This window comes from Rhizobium zaerense (assembly GCF_051810725.1).
Taxonomy (GTDB): domain Bacteria; phylum Pseudomonadota; class Alphaproteobacteria; order Rhizobiales; family Rhizobiaceae; genus Rhizobium; species Rhizobium leguminosarum_I.
The window spans coordinates 13882-32135 of sequence record NZ_JBPWQY020000004.1; the positions used below are offsets into that span (position 1 = coordinate 13882).

The following is an 18254-nucleotide window of genomic DNA, read 5'->3' on the forward strand; positions in this document are numbered from 1 at the left end:
ACACCAGACACGAGCACGCCGCCGCCATTTCGGGCGGCGGCGTTTGCTCGTATCGACAGGACGTCAGGATGCCAGCGCGTAATGCCGATGCTCCGATGCCCGGCCGCTGCTCGTCCTGAAGCGCCGCAGCAGCTCGGCAAGGCTTTCGGTTTCATGCGTCAAGCTCTGGGCGGCGGCCGTGGTCTCTTCGACCATCGCGGCGTTCTGCTGCGTTACCTTATCCATCTGGTCGCCGGCGGCGGAGACCTCGCGCAGGCTCGTCGCCTGTTCGCGGGCGGCAACGGCGATCTCGGCCACGGTCGCATTCATGGCGGTGACCTGCTCGACGATCTGTTCGAGCGAGAGGCCGGATTCGCCCACCAGCTGGACGCCGGTCTTGACCTGCGCCGAGGAGGTAGAGATCAGCTGCTTGATCTCCCTTGCCGCGTTGGCGGAGCGCTGGGCGAGCTCGCGGACTTCCTGGGCGACGACGGCAAAGCCCTTGCCTGCTTCGCCGGCGCGCGCCGCTTCCACGCCGGCATTCAGCGCCAGCAGGTTGGTCTGGAAGGCGATCTCATCGATGACGCTGATGATGTTGCCGATCTTGGACGATGAATTTTGAATTTCCGTCATCGCATCGATGGCACGGGCAACGATCTCGCCGCCCTTTTCGGCATTGGTGCGGGCGGTCGCCACGACTCCCTGGGCGCGGCTTGCGCCCTCAGCCGTTCCATTGACGCCGCGGGTCACCTCACCCAGCGCCGCGACGGTCTCCTCCAGCGAGGCTGCCTGCTGCTCGGTGCGGCGGGCGAGATCGTTGGAGGCGGTAGAGATTTCCGCAAGGCCGGAGCGGATGGTGGCGACCGCGCGAATGACGGCGTCAATCGCCTCTTCGAGGCTCGCGACCGAATTGTTGAAATGATCCCGGATCCTGACATAGCGATGGTCGACTTCGCCGACGCGGACGGTGAGGTCGCCCTTCGACAGCGCGTCCAGCCCGACGGAGATCTGGCGGAAGGCATGTTCCATCACCTGCGCGTCGCTGAGCCGCTCGGCCTCCTGGCGCAGCCGCTCTTCTTCGGCCGCCAGGCGGGCGCGTTCGGCATTGGCTTCCGCGATCAGCTTGGCGCGCCCCGTTTCCTGGAATACCTTCAGCGAACGCGCCATGGCTCCCAACTCGTGGCGATGTTCGACGCCCGTGATCACGATCCCTTCCTCACCACGGGCAAGCTGCTCCATGGACTGGGCCATGTTGCGCACCGCCGAGGAAATCAGCCGGCCGACGAAATAGGAAAGTACGAGGCCGATGACGATCAGCAGCCCGCTGATGACGAGCGTCGCACTGGTCGCGGAGGCAACCGTTGCGTCCACCGAACCGTCCAGGGTCTTCTGCGCACCGGTAACAGTTGCCTGCAGATCCTTGAAGCCGCCTGAGATTTTCGGCGCGAGCACGCTGAGCTGCATCTGGCGGATGTTGCCCGAGGCCTGCAGCACGTCCTTCATGTCGCCGAGACGGGCGGTGTAGTTCTGCATCAGTTGTCCGGCGCCCATCAGGCGCTTCTTTTGCAGTTCGTTCTTCGCGGCCTTGGCGGCGGCTTCGTTGAGCGTAAGCGCTTCGGCCAGTGCCGTCTGCGCCGTGTCATAGGCGGCAAAATCGTTGGAATGCACGAAGCGCTCGGAGAAATAGAGGCTGCGGTTCAGAGCCTCCAGTGTCGCCGCCGTCATCTGCAGCAGGGCCACATCGTTCTGGCGCCAGGCGCTGCGCACGACGTCGTTGAGCGCGATGCTGGTCCAGGGGCCGAATTCGGTGACCTTGGAGATCAAGGCGTCACGCCTGGCCTGAAGGACAACGATCTCTTCGAAAGCCTTGCCATAGGCGGCAATGTCCTGTCGGATCGCCGCAAGGCCGGACTGTAGGTCCTTGTTGCCGGCAAAACGCGGATCGTCGGCGTCGAAGGCCTTCACGCCGGCGCGGAAGCGATCGACGACTTCTTGCGTCGGGGTAGAGCGGAAGGCTTCCGCCGACATCTGAATCTCGTGCAGCTGGTCGCTGTAGTCCGAGATGGCGAGACTTTGGCCGGCAGTGGCGCGATAAGACGCAAAGATCGAGGCGAGTCCGTTCATGCCGGAGATCGCGCTGACCGTGAGCAGGCTCATCAACAGGATCAGCGGCACGAAGCCGGAGGTGATCTGCGCGCGAATGCCGAATTTATTCCAGAAATGCAACATCATAATCCTCTTATGCTCACTGGCTCTTCGGCAGATAGGTGGCAATGTTCTCAGGTGTGACGAGTTCGAAGGGAACGTCGTTTTCGCGCGGCACCTTCTCTTTGCGGATCAACTTCGTGGCGGCGTCGACAGCGGCAGCGCCCTGTCCGACGGCGCTCTGGAGAATGGTCACGTCGAGATCGCCGGCTACCATGGCGGCGAGCGCGTCGTCGGTCGCGTCGACGCCGGCGACGACGACATCTTTCATCGGCATGCCGGCCTTCTTCATGGCCCGGATCGCGCCGAGCGCCATCTCGTCATTATTGGCGATGACCGCGTCGAACTTGACGCCGGCCGACAGCCATTCCTGCATCTGCTGGTCGGCATAATCGCTCGACCAATAGGCGGCCTGCCGCTCGACGATCTGAAGGCCCCTGCAATCCGGGGTGGCGATGACGTCTGATATATCCTGGGTGCGGGCACGGGCAGCGGCGTGGAAGGGTTCGCCCATCAGCACGACGACGCGGCCTTTGCCTTTAAGGAGCGCGCAGACCTGCTTGGTCTCCAGCGTTCCGGATTCCTTCTCATTGGAGGCGACCACCACCTGATTGTCCGGCAGGTCCAATAGGTTGGAAGGAACGTTGTTGATGTAGACCAGCGGAATGCCGGCATCTGCCGCCATCTTGGTCATTTGCGGCCCGAGGTCGCCATCGGAGACGGCAAGAATGATCGCGTCGACCTTTTCGGCAATGAGCTTCTGCACCTGCTGCTTCTGGAGCTCCTTGTCGCCATTGGCGTTCTCGGTGACGAGTTTGAGGCCGGATATCGTCTGCCCATGCGAGACGACGCCGTTGAGAAGCGCCGTCCTGAATTTGTCGAGACCTGACATCGAAACCCCGATCGTCTGGGCATGGGCAGCAGAGATCGATATCGCCAAGGCGATGGATGCAAGCGTGGCGGTTTTCATGAATTCCCCTGCACAATTCGGATATGAATGCGTTATTTCAAATTTTGGTTAAATTTTACTTTTCTCCGAAAGGAAAAGTTAAGCCCGAAGATATGATCTCGAGGCGGCAGGAGCGCCGTCTTCGGTGGCGATCGACCGTACTTGAAGCGCATCACACCAAACTTGATGCGATGCGCTCAGATCTTTGTTCTTATGAAGATTAGCGTCCACCGAATCCGGAGCTGACGGTGATACCCTTGTAGATCACCCTCTGCAGCACGATGGCCAGGACGACACCCGGCAGCATGGAGATGGTCGCACCGGCCATGATGTAGTTCCAGGCGGTGCCCTGCTGTGTCTGGAACAAGGTGAGGCCGAGCGGCAGCGTGGCCTTTTCGACGCCGCTGGTGGCGATCAGTGGCCAGAGGAAGCTCTTCCACTGTGCAATGAAGGTGAACAGCGACAAGAGGCCGATGGCTGGCATGGCAAGTGGAACGATGACCGTGACCAGGATGCGCAGGCGGGAAGCCCCGTCCATCATCGCCGCCTCGTCGAGATCCTTGGGAATGCCGAGGATGAACTGCCGCAGCAGAAAGGTGCCGAAGGAGCTGAAGGCGACCGGCAGGATCATGCCATGATAGGTGTTGATCCAGCCGAGCTTGCTGACGATGAGGAAGAGCGGGATGACCAGCATCACCTGAGGGATCATCAGCGTGCTGAGATAAGTAAGCAGCAGCCCTTCCCGGCCGGGAAACTTCAGCCGGGCGAAGGCGTAGGCGGAAAGGCAGGATACCGCAATCACGATCGCCGTCACGCCGCAGGCGACCACGAAGGAATTCAACAGGAAGGTTCCGAACGGCAGGGAAACCAAGGCTTCGACGAATGTTCCCCAATGATACTCCTCGGGGAAGATGCGGACCGGCACGGCCATCACCTCGGCATTGGAGCGCACCGCGTTCGACACCATCCAGAAGAAGGGGAAGAGGAAAAGCAGCGCGATCAGCGAAAGTCCCGCGTAGCTGACGAAGGTGCCGACACGCCGCAATATACGGTGACGATGCTGAGACACGGAATGCGGATGCCGTGAGGCCGGGTCAATCGTCATAATGCACCCATTTGCGCTGCATGTGGAATTGCAGGATGGTGAGCGCCATGATCATGACGAACATCACCCAGGCGAGAGCTGAGGCATAGCCCATCTGGAAGTTGGTGAAGCCCTTCTGGTAGATCGCAAAACCGAGCGTCGCCGTTGCCGAGCCCGGGCCGCCGCGCGTCATCGCGAATATCTCGTCGAAGACCTGCAGCGAGGTAATCGCCGTCATCACGGTCCCAAAGAAGATGGTCGGCGAGATGAGCGGCAGGCGGATGCGCCAGAAGCGCTGCCAGGCATTGGCGCCGTCGATCGTCGCTGCCTCGAGATAGTGCTTCGGCACGAGGTCGAGAGCGGCGTTGAACATCACGACGTTGTAGCCGACATTCGCCCACAGCGTGACGAGCACGACAGCCTGCATGGCCCAAGTCGAGCTCAGCAGGAAATTCGGCAGGCCGAGGCCGAGCGCTCGGATGATGGTGTCGGCCAGCCCGTCCGGCGTGAAGATCAGCAGCCAGACCACCGACGCCGCAATGGTCGGTGTGAAGGTCGGCAGGAAGAAGATCACCCGGAAGATCGCCTTGCCGCGCTTCAGGCTCGATATCCAGACCGCCAGCGTCAGCGAGACGATGATATTCAGCGCCAGATACTCGATGGCGAAGAACAGCGTGTTGCGGAGTACGGTGTAGAAGGCCGGATCGACAGTGAAGAGCCTGATATAATTCTGAAAGCCGACGAAGGATGGCGTCGAGATCAGCTGCCAGTTGGTAAAGCTGAGCGCCAGCGATGCCAGGATCGGCACGGCCATGAAGACCATGAAGCCGAGAAAGCTCGGCAGCAGGAACAGCATGGCTGTCTGGGTCTCCGGCTTCAGGAAGCGCCGTGGCTGAGCGGGCTGCAAGGCAACTTCGGCAACAGCGCTTTGCGACATGTCTTCCTCCATGCGCGGCAGGTCCTGCCGCAGCGAGAGCTGGCGCATGACCCGAAAATCGGAATCCATTTTCCGAAAGGATCATGCGCAGATTTCAAGGCGACGGCGCGTCCTGTCGGACGCGCTGGCTCTATTGCTGCGCAAGGCTCTGGATGGACTCCATCGTTTGCTTGGCATCGGCGCTGCCGGCAAAAGCCGGCGGGAAATACTGGTTGAAGAGGTTTTCCACCGCTGCCCAGTTGTTGGTGATCACGTAGGGTACGGAGTGCGCCAGGGAATAGTCGATGGCCTCGCCGCCATTGGTGATGTCCTTGGCCGCCACCTTGTACCAGGCCGATTGCGACGCCGTGCGCGCCGGCAAGGCACGGCCCTGTTCGGCGAGATAGGACAAGGCTTCCGAGCTGGTCAGCACCTGGATCGCCTTCCAGGCCGCGTCCTTGTTCTTGCTCGTCGTGGAAATGCCGAAACCGGAGCCTGCGGTGACGGCCGAAAGTTCGCCCTCATCGCGCGGCAGGGTGGTGAGGCCGATCTTGAACTTCGCCTGGTCCTTCATGCCGATGATCGACCAGGGGCCGTCGATATACATGGCGACGTTGCCCGAATTGAACCGGCCCTGGACGACATCACCGGGATCCGCGCCACCCGAGGGGACCAGCGGCGCGACCTTATCCTTGGCGGCAAAGCCGATCAGCCTGTCGGCGGCGGCAACTGCGCTTGCACTGGTCAAGTCAAGCGCACCGGCGTCGTTGACGTATTTATCGCCCCAGGCCGCGGCCAGGACCGAGTAGTTCGTCGGTGTAATGCCGAAGCCGTACTTGCCGTCCTTCGTCAGCTTCTTGGCGGCATCGGTGAACTCGGCAAGCGTCCAGCCCGGCTTCGGCAGCGGAACGCCGGCGGCTTCGAGCGCGTCCTGGTTATAATAGATGACCCACGGCCCAACGTCGTAAGGCAGACCGTAGAGCTGCTTGTCGACCGACATGCCGCCGATAATCGAGGGTGTGAAGGCGCCGACGTCGAATTTGTCGGCCTCGATCCGGTCATTCAGAGGCTCGAGCAGCGAATAGAAGTTCGGCATGCGCAGCGACTGCATGGAAACGATGTCGGCGAGCTGTCCCGATGCCGCCAGCACCGGCAGCCGCGTCCAGTAGTCGACCCAGCCCGTCGTCGTCAGCGTCACCTTGATATCGGGATACTTGGCGGTCACCATCTCGGCTAGGTGCTGCCAGCTCTTGGTGTCGGTTTCGGAGCCGGTCCACATCTGCCAGGTCAAGTTGACCTGCTCGGCCGATGCGGCGGTGGCATAGAGGCTGCTGCCGACCGCGGCGAGCAAAAGCGCTTTCTTCAAAACCTTCATGGGTTTCTCCTCCCTCCATGAACGCAAAGGACACGCGGGGTGCGACCGAGATCACGCCTCGAGTACGATCTCGATCACCGGCACGGTAACATCCGGGCGCCGGACCGGCAGTTCGAGCGTGATCATGCCTTCCGGCACCATCACGCCGACATTGGAATCCACATCCCTGGTCTGGGCGAGCCAGCGGACCTCGCTGGCGTCGTGCAGGAACTGCGCATAGGCGATCCTGTCGGCGACGCCCTCGATGTGGATGTGGCGGTAAGGCCAGTTGTAAACATGCAGATAGAGGCGGTTGTCGCGCTGCGTATAGCGGCAGCCAGCCGGCGCCGGATAATCGGACGGTCCTGCCCCGTAGATGGAGCGCGCATTCACGGCCATCCAATTTTGGTAGACCTCGAGCGCGGCGATGGCGCGCGCGTCGAGCGTGCCCCGGCCGGTCGGGCCGACATTCATCAGAAGGTTGCCGCCGAGCGCGACGGAATCGATGAGCAGCTGGATGATCTGTTCCGGGCTCTTCCAGGTATCCTCGTCACGATGATAGCCCCAGGAGCCGCTGAAGGTATGGCAGGCTTCCCAGCGCACCCCCTGGCTGGCGATAGCGGGTGCCACGCGCGGCGTATATTGCTCCGGTGTCGTCACGTCCGGCAGGTTGCCGGGCGGCAGATCGAGGCGGTTGTTGACGATGATGCCGGGCTGCAGCTCGCGCACCAGCTCGACCAGGAGCTCGCTTTCCCAGTCGGCGCGCCCTTTGCCGGGCAGGCCGCGATATTCGCGCCGCGGGTAGCTGAAATCGAACCAGATGATGTCGATGCGGCCGAAGCCGGTCAGAAGCTCGCGCACCTGTTCGCGCATATAGGCAGCGTAGTTGGCGATGTTACGGCCGGCATTCAGCGCCTTGGCGTCGGGATGGTTGCGTAGCGGATGGTGAACGTCGATCGGGAAATCGGGATGGTGCCAGTCAAGCAGCGAATAGTAGAAGCCGATCTTCAGCCCTTCGGCGCGGAAAGCTTCGACCAGCGGCGTGAGCAGATCTTTGCGGCAGGGCGTGTTCGGCGCCTTGTAGTCCGTCACCTTGCTGTCCCAGAGGCAGAAGCCCTCATGATGCTTGGTCGTCACCACGACATATTTCATGCCGGCAAGACGTGCCCGCCGCGCCCACTCCTTGGGATCATAGAGATCGGGATCGAAATTGTCGAAATAGCGCTGGTAATGGTCGTCGGTCAGCTCTTCCCGGTTCTTCAACCATTCGTGCCGGGCTCCTAGGGCATAGAGGCCCCAATGGATGAACATGCCCAGGCGATCCTGGCTGAACCAGGCGTGTTTCTCCGCCCCTCCAGATGCCGGATTTTCCGGCTGGCGTTCCGAACTCGTCACAGGTTTCTCCTCCCTGTTTTCCGGCTCAACATCATATCGAACCGGTTCGGTAAACGATCATCTCGCCTGATCCGATGTCTGTCAAGCCGAAATTCGCGATCACAAGTTCAGAAAGGAAGCGGTGCAAACACGTGTTTTGCAGCACGAACGTTGCGCAGACCAATAATATCGGACATAACAAGACATTAGAACCGGTTCGATAACCATGACCACCATACGAGATGTCGCGCGCCTTGCGGGGGTTTCAATCTCGACCGTCTCGCTCGCGCTCAACAGCCCGAAGCGGGTCGGCGCCGAGACGCTCGACCGCATCCAGCAGGCGATAAAATCGACCGGTTATCGCATCGACCCGGTGGCCCAGACGCTGGCGCGCGGACGCAGCTCGCTGATCGGTTTCGTCTCGGCCAATCTCGGCAACATGTTCTTCGGCGACATCCGCCGCGAGATCGAGCACCAGGCGCTCGATCACGGATATTTTGTCCTGATCGCCGACTCCTCGGGCAAGGCCGATCTCGAACGGGCGCTACTCGAGCGGCTGGAGGCGCAGAAGATTGCCGGCATTGCGCTGGCGGCAAACGGGCGCGGCGACGAGTACGCCACCTTCCTGCGCGACTTCAAAACCCCGATCGTGATGTTTGACCAGAAGGTGGAGGGCGCCGAGCGCGATTTTGTCGGTTCCGACAATCCGCTGACCACCACCATCCTGACGGAACATTTGTTGCAACTCGGCCATAGGCGCATAGGCTTCATTTCCGGGCCGAGCGGCCTGCACACTGCCGACGAGCGCCTGAAGGGCTTCATGGATACGATGGCCGGCGCCGGCGTGGACCTTGATCCTTCGCTGGTGGTCGAAGGCGGCTACACCAGAACCGGCGGCCATGCGCAGGCAATGCGCCTGCTCACCCGCCGCGATCGGCCGACCGCCATCATCGGCGCCAACAACATGACGGGTCTCGCAGCGCTTCAGGTCATGCAGGAGATGGGTTTCCGCTGCCCTGACGACGTGTCGCTGGCGATGGTCGACGACGTGCCCTGGAGCAACGTCATCACGCCACGCATCACCATGGTGGTTCAGGATGCGCAGAAGCTCGGCGAGCTGACGGCACAACGTCTGCTGGCAAGAATAGCAAGCCCGGAGGGCGCCGCAGCACCGCCGCAGGATTTTATCCTGACGCCGAGATTCGTGCGCGGGGAGTCGACCAGGCGGTTGTGAGTGCTTGCCTGAATTCCATCACGAGGCAAAGGAAGAGGCGCGCGGAAGGATGCCACGATAAAGCTCAAGAGAGCCTCATCCTCTGAGGTGCCCCGCAAGGGGCCTCGAAGGGCGAGGCGGGCACGCCGGCGGTGCTGAATGCAAGGAGCAAAGTTGCGGCATGTCCTTCGAGGCTTCGCCCTATGGGCTACGCACCTCGGGATGAGGCACCTGGGAGGCTGCCGCGCCAAGACCCAACAGATCATCTGCAACGTACCGCCGTTGTTGACGAAACCGGCAAGCGACAAGCGCGGTTCATCCATTGAAAGACCACCAAATTTGTCATACATGTGTGATGAATCGTGAATTTCGGGTGCCGCGCGTTTGAATGGCATTCGGATCAAAGCCGATGCGGGGGTCAGGCGTGGCTATGCAGATGAAGGATCGCAGCAAAGGCTCGGGGTCGCTGGTCACACAGGTCGGCGAAAGCCTCCGGCAAGCCATATTGAGCGGCCAATATTCCGCCGGCGACAAGCTTCCGAGTGAACATGAGTTGACCGAAACACACGGCGTCAGCCGGACCGTCGTGCGTGAGGCGGTGGCAGCACTTCGCTCCGACGGGCTTGTCGAGGTGCGCCAGGGAGCGGGTATCTTCGTACTCGGTGCCGATCCGGCGCTCTCCGCGCGGAAAGTCGACAAGGCCCGCGTTGCCTCCGATCTTGAGGTACTCGAGATCAGAACACCTGTCGAAATCGAGGCAGCGGGCCTTGCAGCCCTACGCCGCTCGCCGGCACAGGAGGAAGCGATATTCGAATGCCACCGGAAAATCCTCCGGTGCATCGAGAGTGATCAATCCATTCGCGATGCGGATCTCGAGCTCCATGCCGCGATCGCGGAAGCGACGAACAATCCGCTGTTCAGGCAGTTCCTGGAGTCCCAGGGTTCGGCGATCATCCCGCAGTCGAGGCTCGTCCCGGAAACGAGGACGGTCGAACAGACCGCCTATCGAAAGCTGATCCACAGGGAGCACGAGGCGATCGTCGTCGCCATCTCGGACAGGGATGATCAAGCTGCCCGCAACGCCATGCGCGACCATCTGGTCGGCAGCCAGGCGAGGTACCGCAATCTGCTGAGGGATCTGCGAAGCTTTACAAGCTGACATCTGATCCCAAGAGATCACACGTTCCAGCCGGTCGTCAGGTGACCATGACGGCCGCGGACAAGTCGTCTCACGATTTTCATGTTGAAGCGGTTACCGCGAGCACTGAACGCTGCCGATGCGCTCGGAAAAGGATATGTCTGCGATACATGTCTGTGGAACGGGCGGCGTATCCGGCTTAGAAAATGCTGGCGCTGTCATTGATGCATGGACGGGATTGGACGGACTGCCTGCCCGTCTGCGGCTGAAAGCTAGTTGAAAGCTTCGACGTCATAGAAAGGGGCGGCATCGTGGAGGAGACACGGTCAAGGTGGCGAGACGACGATGCACGCAACCACAAGGAGGAGATTTCTATGCGTTATTCACGCAGCCTTTTTCACACCGTCGCTTTTTCCACGCTTCTCGCCGCATCATCTTTCGCGACCAGCGCCGCACATGCGGCCGATAAGATCACCATCATGGTCGGCGGTTATGAGAAGCAGATCTATCTGCCCGCCAAGCTTGCCGAATCGCTCGGTTACTTCAAGGATGAGGGTCTTGACGTCGAACTCCTGAACGAACCTGCCGGTGTCGACGCCGAAAACCAGCTTCTGGCTGGCGCCGTTCAGGGCGTTGTCGGCTTCTACGATCATTGTGTGGATCTGCAGGCGAAGGGCAAGTTCGTCGAATCCATCGTGCAGTTCAGCCAAGCGCCGGGCGAAGTCGAACTGGTGTCGTCGAAGCATCCCGAGATCAAGTCGGTCGCTGACTTCAAGGGACACAGCGCTGGCGTAACCGGCCTGGGCTCTTCTACCAATTTCCTCACCCAATACATGGTCGCAAAGGCCGGTCTGAAGGGCGGGGATGTCACATCGGTCCCGGTCGGTGCCGGAACGACCTTCATCGCCGCCCTGCAGCAGGACGCCATCCAGGTTGGCATGACGACCGAACCAACTGTTTCACGCCTGCTGAAGACCAAGGAAGCTTCGGTACTGGTGGACATGCGCACCATCGAAGGATCGCGCAAGGCGCTCGGCGGAACCTATCCGGCAGCCTCACTCTACATGGAAACGGCGTGGACAGAGGCACACAAGGAAGAGACTCAGAAGCTCGCCAACGCTTTCGTCAAGACGCTGCATTTCATCAATACGCATACCGGCGCTGAAATTGCCGAAAAGATGCCGAAGGATTTCTACGTCGGCGACAAGGAGGGCTACATCAAGGCCCTCGATGCCGGCAAGGGCATGTTTACCGCTGATGGCATCATGCCAGAAGATGGCCCGAAGACTGTTCTGGCCGTGTTGTCCGCGTTCTCCAAGAATATGCAGGGCAAGCAGATCGATTTGTCGAAGACTTATACGACGGAATACGTGAAGCACGCCCAGGCAATGTAAGCGCTGGACCCGTCACCCGCTGCCGTGGGGTGACGGGTTACGGGCCTGTACGCCTGTTTCTACCCTTTGAGGAAAAAACATGTCCAATCATAGTCAGGGGGCCGCCATCGAGCTCCTCAATGTCAGCCGGCGTTTCGTCTCGCCGACCGGCAAGTCGCTGACGGCGCTACGCGATTTCACCATGTCGGTGGAAAAGGGCGAATTCGTCGCGGTCGTCGGCCCGACCGGCTGCGGAAAATCCACCACACTCAACCTCGTGACAGGTCTCGCCCGGCCAAGCGCGGGCGAAGTCCGGCTGATGGGCGGTCCGGTCAACGGCATCGACCCACGCGTCGGTTTTGTTTTTCAGACGGATGCCCTTTTCCCGTGGAAAAACGTCATCGACAACGTGATGGCGGGGCCGCTGTTTCGCGGCGCAGCCAGGGCCCAGGCGGAAGCCAGCGCCAAGAATTGGCTTGCCCGGGTCGGACTGTCGAAATTCCTGCATCACTATCCGCATCAGCTCTCGGGCGGCATGCGCAAGCGCGTCTCGCTGGCACAGACCTTCATCAACGAGCCCGAAATTCTGCTGATGGACGAGCCGTTCTCCGCGCTCGACGTTCAGACCCGCACCGTCATGCATGAGGAATTGCTGCGGCTATGGGCGGAACGCAAGGCATCGGTGGTCTTCGTCACCCATGATCTCGAGGAGGCCGTTGCGCTGGCCGACAAGGTCTATGTGCTGACAGCGGGACCGGCGACCGTCAGGTCGGTCTACAAGATCGATCTGCCACGGCCCCGCGTCGTGTCGGAAATCCGCTATGAACCGCAATTCATCGATTACTGCCGAACCATCTGGGAGGATCTTCGCCAGGAGGTGGATGCCGGATACCGGCGTTCCACCGAGGCAGCGTAAGGAGAATAACGATGGCCGATACACTTACCGACACCACGATGGCCCCGCTTTTCCGCCCCGGAACCTCCGATGCGGAAATCGAAGCCGTTGCCACTCGCGCGATCAAGAGACGCAAACAGCATGTGCTGTGCCTGCAGGTCGGCATTCTGGTTGCCGTGCTGGCACTTTGGGAAATTACGTCCAACCTGATGTGGATCGACGCATTCTTCTATTCCAGCCCGAGCGAGATCGTTTATCGGCTCTACGATTGGGCTGTCAACGGGACCAGTGAAGGCTCGCTCTGGTACAATCTCTGGGTCACGATGGAAGAGGCGCTGATCGGCTTTTTCGCGGGGTCCTTTACCGGCGTGATCGTCGGCATCAGCCTCGGCCGGAACCTGTTTCTCGCCGACGTCTTCTCTGTCTACATCAAGGCGATCAATTCCATTCCGCGCGTCGTCCTTGCGCCTATCTTCATCATGATCATGGGCCTCGGCCTTGCCTCGAAGGTCGCGCTCGCTTTTATCATGGTGTTCTTCGTCGTGTTCGCGAATGCCTTTCAGGGCGTGCGCGAGGCCGACCGCAACATGATCGCCAATGCACGCATCCTCGGTGCGTCCAACTGGCAGGTGACGCGCACAGTCGTCATCCCCTCCGCCATGAGCTGGATCTTCGCCAGCCTCCATGTCTCCTTCGGCTTTGCCATCATCGGGGCCATCGTCGGCGAGTTCGTCGGCGCCCGTTTCGGCATCGGCCAGTTGATCTCTATCGCCAAGGGCACGTTCGACGCGGCCGGAATGTACGCCGCCATCGTTCTCGTCATGATCGTCACCCTGATTGCCGAGTTCATCATGACGCAGATCGAGAAGCGTCTCGCAAAATGGCGTCCGCAACAGCACCTTGATACCCAGTGATCAAATCGACCTCCTCCACCTGCATAATTCCTTCAATCGGAATCGATTTATGGATAGAATTGTCCAGCAATTCAAAGTGTTACAGCGTCCTTTGCGCGTCTCAAAAGACGCACGGCGCTGTAAGGCAGATCGACGGAAGGTCGGGCATCATGCCCGGCCTTCTTTCATTTGATGCGGATCAATCTTGAAACGAGGATTTCTTCAAGCTCAGGTTCACGTCAGCGGAAGCCGTACGGTAACGACGAGACCACCGCCTTCTGCATCGTCGAGCGAGACCGAACCTCCCGCACCTTCGACGACCTCCCGAACGATCGAGAGCCCGAGACCGCTCCCCTCGGCTTCGGTTCCCATGACCCGGTAGAATCGTTCGAAAACCTGTTCGCGCTCCGCATCGGGGATACCCGGACCATCGTCCTCGACGGTTACGACGGCGTTGCCGTCCGCCTGCCCGACGGCGACGGTCACCCGTCCATTCGGGCGGGTATAGCGGATCGCGTTGTCTATGAGGTTGACCAACATTTCGCGCAACATCGTCGCGTCGCCTTCGACAATGACCGGGCGGACCGCTTCCAGGCCGACGTCGATGTTGCGCCTGAGCGCCTCTTCGGCATGCGCTTCGAGGATCTCGCGGGCAGCCTTGCTAAGGTCGGCCGCATCGCTACGCGGGCGCCGGCTTCCGGGCTCGGCCCGCGACAAGGTCAGGAGCTGGCTGGCAAGACGCGAAATCTGCTTCGTGCTGGTGCGAAGAGCGACAAGCGCCTCGTCGCGGCGAGCCGCATCGGCTTCGCGGGCCGCCACGCTCGCCTGGGTCGAAATCAACGCCAGCGGTGTTCGGAGCTGATGCGCGGCATTGGATACGAACCGTCGCTGCGCAGCCATCTGGTTCTGGACGCGCTCCATATGGTCGTTCAGGGTATGGACGAGCGGCTGCAGCTCGCTCTGCACCATCTCGGGCGGCAGCGGATCAAGACGATTGCGGCCGCGCTGGCGCACGGCGTCCCGCAGTCTCAGCGCAGGCGCCAAGCCCCGTTGGAGCCCAAGGATCGTCACCAGGCTGGCGACGAAGACGAGCACGAACTGCTTCGAAAAGTCTGAGAGCCACAATTGCCTTCGCATCGCATACTGGCTGTTATGCGTCACGGCGACTGTGACGGAGATCGCGCTGTCATCGGGAAGGCCGACGACAGGATGGTCGAGCATCATGACACGCACATCGGCACCATGGAACGCGCGATCCTCCGCTGCCCGTTGAACGGCCGGCAACGGCAGGTCGGGAAGACCACTCACCAGACTGCCCCACGCGGTGATCACCTGGTAAAATACCCGGTCGCCGAAGCCTGTATCAAACATCTCCAGCGCGGAAGGCGGCACATCCACCTGAACATTGCCGTCCTCATCGACGCGGACGGCCTCGGCAATGACGCGAGCCGAGGCCAGAAGTGTTCGATCCGTCACCAGCTTTGCCGTCGCGTCGGCCATCCAGAAGCTGTCGTAGAGATTGAAGCCGATCGCGCCGAACAGGGTCAGCAGCACCCAGCAGAGCAACTGCACCCTCAGGCTCTGGCTGAGTCGCGCGATCGTCGCGCCTACCTTGGTGATGAGGCTACTGGACATGTCTGAGGAGATAGCCGAGCCCGCGCAACGTCGCAATCTGAACCGAACTGCTCTCGAGCTTCTTTCGCAGCCTGTGGACGTAGATTTCGATGGCGCTCGGATCCGCCTCGTCGTCAAAGCCGAACACGCTTTCAGAAAGGGCGGCTTTCGAGACTGTGTTGCCAAGCTTCATGACGAGTTGCTCAAGCACGGCATATTCGCGCGGCGTCAGTTGCAGCGGCTCGCCTGCGACGAAAAACTGCCGCGTCCCACCGGAGAAGCGCAGGTTGCCGACGGTGATTTCCGACGATGCCCGGTCCTGGCCACGGCGGACCACCGCACGGATCCTCGCTTCGAGTTCGGCGATTTCGAAGGGCTTGGCGAGATAGTCGTCGGCACCGCTGTCAAGCCCTGCAACACGGCCGTCCAGGCTCGCATTCGCGGTCAAGATGATGACCGGCAGCTTGTTTCCGGACTGTCGCAGTCGCTTCAAGAGCGTCAATCCGTCAAGCTTCGGCAGTGCCAGGTCAAGGATCATCGCGGAATACTCCGCCACCTTGAGCATATGCTCCGCGTCCTCGCCGTCGTGGGCAATGTCGATCGCATATTGCGCCTGTCGCAGGGCTTTACCCAGCCAGGCCGCCAGATCCTTGTTGTCCTCCACCACAAGCAGTCGCATCCGACTTCCTTAGCATGTGCGGACCGTCTAGTGGAAGCGTGACACGGCTTCCACCGCCGATGTCTGCCATCGATGGCGCGAATTGTCCGTTATTTGTCCGGCGCGCGCATTTTCCTCTGTCTTCAAATCGCCGAATATGACTTCATGATCAACCTGGATGGAGCAAAAAATGTCCGGCCATGAAACTATCCTTCTCGTTATCGACGCTCAAGAGTCCTTCCGACACCGCGATTATTGGGATGAAAACCTCGCCTCCGCTTATATCGATCGCCAGCAGGCTCTGATCGACGGCGCGGAAGCCGATGGAATACCCATTATCCAGATCTTCCATGTTGATAAAACCGGGCCGTTTTCGGAAGAATCCGGGTTTGTCAGCACACTCGCCCCGCTCAGGATCGTGCCCAGGGCGACGTTCATGAAGAGGCGGCATAGCGCCCTGGTCGGTTCCGGTCTCGACGTGTGGCTGACCGAAAATGGCGTCCGTCGTATCCTCGTCTCCGGCATTCGCACCGAACAGTGCTGCGAGACGACCACCCGCCACGCCTCCGATCTCGGCTATCAAGTCGACTATGTCGGCGACGCGACCCTGACCTTCCCGATGACCGACGCCGCGGGACGCACCTGGAGCGCGAGGGAAATTCGGGACCGGACCGAACTGGTCCTGTCAGGCCGTTTCGCTCGGATCGCGACCGTAGACCAGGCCCTGGCAGGGCGTGGAAAGTCACTCGCCGCATGACGGACGCCACGCAGCCCTTCGATATCCCGGTCTTTGTCGTCGTGCCGCCGCGCGTGCTGCTGCTCGACGTCGCCGGCCCGATCGAAGTGCTGCGCAAGGCGAACCTCGAACAGTGCACGGTGCGCTTTACCGTCACCTATATCGGTCCATCGGCGACGGTCGGCAGCTCGATCGGCCTTGCCGTTACGGGCGTCGCCGCATTGCCGGAACGCTTGCCCGATACCGCGCTTGTCATCATCGCCGGCAGCGCCGATGCCCCGATGGAAAACAGCGCCCCAGGGAACGAACAGGAGCGCGCCGACCAGGCTGCCATTGTCGCATGGCTGAAGCGCACCATTCTTCCGGGAATTCGTCTGGTCTCGATCTGCTCGGGCGCATTGCTCGCTGCCGAAGCAGGCATGCTCGACGGCCGCGATTGCACCACCCATCATGGCTGCATAGAGGATCTTGTAATGCTCGCGCCCACCGCGCGCGTCCGGGACAACCGGCTCTATGTCGAGGATGGAGATCGCCTCACCAGTGCCGGCATCACCGCCGGCATAGACCTCATGTTGCATATCGTTGCCGAAGCGGCGGGACATGCCTGTGCGCTTGCGGTGGCGCGATATCTTGTCGTCTATCTCAGGCGCGGCGGCTCGGATCCGCAGCTTTCGCCCTGGCTCGAAGGTCGCAACCATATCCACCCGGTCATTCACCGTGCACAGGATGCAGTGGCCGCCAGCCCGTCTGAGGATTGGTCGGTGGCGTCGCTTGCCCGCCTCAGCGGCGCCAGCCCGCGCAACCTTTCACGGCTGTTCAACGAGCAGACGGGCATGAGCGTTACGGATTTCGTCAACCGCATGCGCGTGGCTCTTGCCCGCGAGATGCTCGCCGGTTCGCGGCTGGACATGGAGGCCGTCGCCATGCGCGCCGGCTTCGGCTCGGCACGGCAGCTACGCCGCGCCTGGAACCGCCTGAATGACGGCCCGCCGAGCGCGGCGCGGTCGAGGCTGCCTACAGGCTCATAGCGCGAGAGGAAGGGCGGACGGGTTGAGCCCGGCTTCCTGTACCTCGGTTCCCCAGATTTCGATCTGGGTCAGCGCCGGATAGGGCGAGGCGTCCTCGGCCTTGATCAGGCCGTGCAGTTCCACCCACTCGACGACACAGGGCTCTATCGGAAAGGCCTGGGCGACGCCCGATTTCACCAGCGGAAAACAGCACGTCTTGCCGTTGGAGAAGGTGACGCTGGCCTTTTCCCACCAGGAATCATGCGGGAAGTCAGCCCGAAGATAAAAAACGATCTCGTCGATCCTGACCGGCCTGCCGAATTCCACCGTCAGGGCCGCCTGCGGATCGCGATTGATGCCCCAGCTCGTATAGGGCCAGAAGCCGTGATCATCGTTGGCCTTTTCGCCATCGATCGCGTTACGCGCGGCAAAGACCGCTTCGCCGCGGGTCTCGACATTGGCGCGCGCATGCGGAAACAGAGCCCGGTTGGCGTGATCGTCCCATGGGTTGAGGGCGAGATTGCGCCGGTGAGCGATCTCGTCCGGCCGCGTGCTTCGCGCTGAAAGCCGATGGATATCGCCCCTGAAGGCATTCGGCGAATAGGGCTTGCGCTTGTCGCCGAAGGGTACGGCCAGCGAGTAGGCGCATTCCTTCATATAGACCAGGCCGGGTTGGATCGCGCCATCCAGGGAGAGGTAGGTGTGCCCAGGCTCGGACACCTCCACGACGACGCGATCGCCTTCAAGATAGTTCTGGCGATAGACCAGAAACGTCTCGTCCCGGCCTGTGGAACTCGCCAGCACCGCCCCATCGGCATCCACGATCTTCAGTGTCAATTCCATGCTCGCCCTCCCCAGAGCATGAT

At 61.2% G+C, this 18254-nt stretch carries 16 protein-coding genes; 7 read left to right on the forward strand and 9 right to left on the reverse strand.

Translation table 11 applies throughout. The features are described 5' to 3' along the window. Positions 1–63: 63 nt before the first annotated feature. From ACS4RR_RS28035 to ACS4RR_RS28060, 6 genes are all read right to left on the reverse strand, one after another. Positions 64–2208, reverse strand: coding sequence for a methyl-accepting chemotaxis protein (locus tag ACS4RR_RS28035; protein WP_407751241.1), 2145 nt, complete (start codon positions 2206–2208; stop codon positions 64–66). Positions 2209–2224: 16 nt separating this feature from the next. Then, positions 2225–3154: a substrate-binding domain-containing protein gene (locus ACS4RR_RS28040; RefSeq protein WP_260111240.1), complete on the reverse strand. Its 930-nt coding sequence runs from the start codon at positions 3152–3154 to the stop codon at positions 2225–2227. Positions 3155–3353: 199 nt separating this feature from the next. After that, a complete protein-coding gene (locus ACS4RR_RS28045) occupies positions 3354–4238 on the reverse strand; it encodes a carbohydrate ABC transporter permease (RefSeq protein ID WP_260111239.1) in 885 nt (294 codons plus the stop codon). Further along, positions 4228–5202 (reverse strand): carbohydrate ABC transporter permease, encoded by a 975-nt coding sequence (locus ACS4RR_RS28050; protein WP_260111445.1) that lies wholly within the window; start codon positions 5200–5202, stop codon positions 4228–4230. The genes ACS4RR_RS28045 and ACS4RR_RS28050 overlap by 11 nt, the downstream gene beginning before the upstream one ends. A gap of 82 nt (positions 5203–5284) precedes the next feature. Continuing rightward, positions 5285–6508, reverse strand: coding sequence for an ABC transporter substrate-binding protein (locus tag ACS4RR_RS28055; protein ID WP_170279640.1), 1224 nt, complete (start codon positions 6506–6508; stop codon positions 5285–5287). 51 nt (positions 6509–6559) lie between these two features. After that, positions 6560–7882 (reverse strand): alpha-L-fucosidase, encoded by a 1323-nt coding sequence (locus ACS4RR_RS28060; protein ID WP_260059362.1) that lies wholly within the window; start codon positions 7880–7882, stop codon positions 6560–6562. A gap of 205 nt (positions 7883–8087) precedes the next feature. On the opposite strand from ACS4RR_RS28060, the gene ACS4RR_RS28065 reads away from it, so the two are divergent. From ACS4RR_RS28065 to ACS4RR_RS28085, 5 genes are all read left to right on the forward strand, one after another. Further along, positions 8088–9095 (forward strand): LacI family DNA-binding transcriptional regulator, encoded by a 1008-nt coding sequence (locus tag ACS4RR_RS28065; RefSeq protein WP_260111238.1) that lies wholly within the window; start codon positions 8088–8090, stop codon positions 9093–9095. A 409-nt stretch (positions 9096–9504) separates the two neighbouring features. Continuing rightward, positions 9505–10233 carry a FadR/GntR family transcriptional regulator gene (locus ACS4RR_RS28070; RefSeq protein WP_456190591.1) on the forward strand — a complete coding sequence of 243 codons (729 nt, stop codon included), beginning with the start codon at positions 9505–9507 and terminating at the stop codon, positions 10231–10233. A gap of 353 nt (positions 10234–10586) precedes the next feature. After that, the gene (locus tag ACS4RR_RS28075) at positions 10587–11606 is read left to right on the forward strand and encodes an ABC transporter substrate-binding protein (RefSeq protein ID WP_017967479.1); all 1020 of its coding nucleotides are present in this window, start codon (positions 10587–10589) and stop codon (positions 11604–11606) included. Between the two features lie 79 nt (positions 11607–11685). Continuing rightward, the gene (locus ACS4RR_RS28080; RefSeq protein ID WP_170256585.1) at positions 11686–12501 is read left to right on the forward strand and encodes an ABC transporter ATP-binding protein; all 816 of its coding nucleotides are present in this window, start codon (positions 11686–11688) and stop codon (positions 12499–12501) included. Positions 12502–12512: 11 nt separating this feature from the next. After that, a complete protein-coding gene (locus ACS4RR_RS28085; RefSeq protein ID WP_162116313.1) occupies positions 12513–13394 on the forward strand; it encodes an ABC transporter permease in 882 nt (293 codons plus the stop codon). A gap of 213 nt (positions 13395–13607) precedes the next feature. Here the strand turns inward: ACS4RR_RS28085 and ACS4RR_RS28090 are convergent, their stop codons facing one another. Both ACS4RR_RS28090 and ACS4RR_RS28095 read right to left on the reverse strand, forming a co-directional pair. Beyond that, positions 13608–15008 carry a sensor histidine kinase gene (locus ACS4RR_RS28090; protein WP_260111237.1) on the reverse strand — a complete coding sequence of 467 codons (1401 nt, stop codon included), beginning with the start codon at positions 15006–15008 and terminating at the stop codon, positions 13608–13610. Beyond that, positions 14998–15666 (reverse strand): response regulator, encoded by a 669-nt coding sequence (locus ACS4RR_RS28095; protein ID WP_170256587.1) that lies wholly within the window; start codon positions 15664–15666, stop codon positions 14998–15000. Before ACS4RR_RS28095 ends, ACS4RR_RS28090 begins: the two co-directional genes overlap by 11 nt. Positions 15667–15823: 157 nt before the next feature. Here ACS4RR_RS28095 and ACS4RR_RS28100 point away from each other — a divergent pair, with 157 nt between their 5' ends. Further along, entirely contained in the window at positions 15824–16402 is a 579-nt protein-coding gene (locus tag ACS4RR_RS28100) for an isochorismatase family protein (RefSeq protein ID WP_456190460.1), read from the forward strand. Then, a complete protein-coding gene (locus tag ACS4RR_RS28105) occupies positions 16399–17409 on the forward strand; it encodes a GlxA family transcriptional regulator (RefSeq protein WP_260111235.1) in 1011 nt (336 codons plus the stop codon). Before ACS4RR_RS28100 ends, ACS4RR_RS28105 begins: the two co-directional genes overlap by 4 nt. Here ACS4RR_RS28105 and ACS4RR_RS28110 read toward each other — a convergent pair. Beyond that, positions 17404–18231 (reverse strand): carbohydrate-binding protein, encoded by an 828-nt coding sequence (locus tag ACS4RR_RS28110; RefSeq protein WP_260111234.1) that lies wholly within the window; start codon positions 18229–18231, stop codon positions 17404–17406. The genes ACS4RR_RS28105 and ACS4RR_RS28110 overlap by 6 nt on opposite strands. Positions 18232–18254: the final 23 nt, after the last annotated feature.

What these genes read in the sequence shown, in the direction of transcription:
- ACS4RR_RS28035 (WP_407751241.1), bottom strand. Translation starts at nt 2,208, where the DNA reads ATGTTGCATTTCTGGAATAAATTCGGCATTCGCGCGCAGATCACCTCC.
- ACS4RR_RS28040 (WP_260111240.1), bottom strand. Translation starts at nt 3,154, where the DNA reads ATGAAAACCGCCACGCTTGCATCCATCGCCTTGGCGATATCGATCTCT.
- ACS4RR_RS28045 (WP_260111239.1), bottom strand. Translation starts at nt 4,238, where the DNA reads ATGACGATTGACCCGGCCTCACGGCATCCGCATTCCGTGTCTCAGCAT.
- ACS4RR_RS28050 (WP_260111445.1), bottom strand. Translation starts at nt 5,202, where the DNA reads ATGCGCCAGCTCTCGCTGCGGCAGGACCTGCCGCGCATGGAGGAAGAC.
- ACS4RR_RS28055 (WP_170279640.1), bottom strand. Translation starts at nt 6,508, where the DNA reads ATGAAGGTTTTGAAGAAAGCGCTTTTGCTCGCCGCGGTCGGCAGCAGC.
- ACS4RR_RS28065 (WP_260111238.1), top strand. Translation starts at nt 8,088, where the DNA reads ATGACCACCATACGAGATGTCGCGCGCCTTGCGGGGGTTTCAATCTCG.
- ACS4RR_RS28070 (WP_456190591.1), top strand. Translation starts at nt 9,505, where the DNA reads ATGCAGATGAAGGATCGCAGCAAAGGCTCGGGGTCGCTGGTCACACAG.
- ACS4RR_RS28075 (WP_017967479.1), top strand. Translation starts at nt 10,587, where the DNA reads ATGCGTTATTCACGCAGCCTTTTTCACACCGTCGCTTTTTCCACGCTT.
- ACS4RR_RS28080 (WP_170256585.1), top strand. Translation starts at nt 11,686, where the DNA reads ATGTCCAATCATAGTCAGGGGGCCGCCATCGAGCTCCTCAATGTCAGC.
- ACS4RR_RS28085 (WP_162116313.1), top strand. Translation starts at nt 12,513, where the DNA reads ATGGCCGATACACTTACCGACACCACGATGGCCCCGCTTTTCCGCCCC.
- ACS4RR_RS28090 (WP_260111237.1), bottom strand. Translation starts at nt 15,008, where the DNA reads ATGTCCAGTAGCCTCATCACCAAGGTAGGCGCGACGATCGCGCGACTC.
- ACS4RR_RS28095 (WP_170256587.1), bottom strand. Translation starts at nt 15,666, where the DNA reads ATGCGACTGCTTGTGGTGGAGGACAACAAGGATCTGGCGGCCTGGCTG.
- ACS4RR_RS28100 (WP_456190460.1), top strand. Translation starts at nt 15,824, where the DNA reads ATGGAGCAAAAAATGTCCGGCCATGAAACTATCCTTCTCGTTATCGAC.
- ACS4RR_RS28105 (WP_260111235.1), top strand. Translation starts at nt 16,399, where the DNA reads ATGACGGACGCCACGCAGCCCTTCGATATCCCGGTCTTTGTCGTCGTG.
- ACS4RR_RS28110 (WP_260111234.1), bottom strand. Translation starts at nt 18,231, where the DNA reads ATGGAATTGACACTGAAGATCGTGGATGCCGATGGGGCGGTGCTGGCG.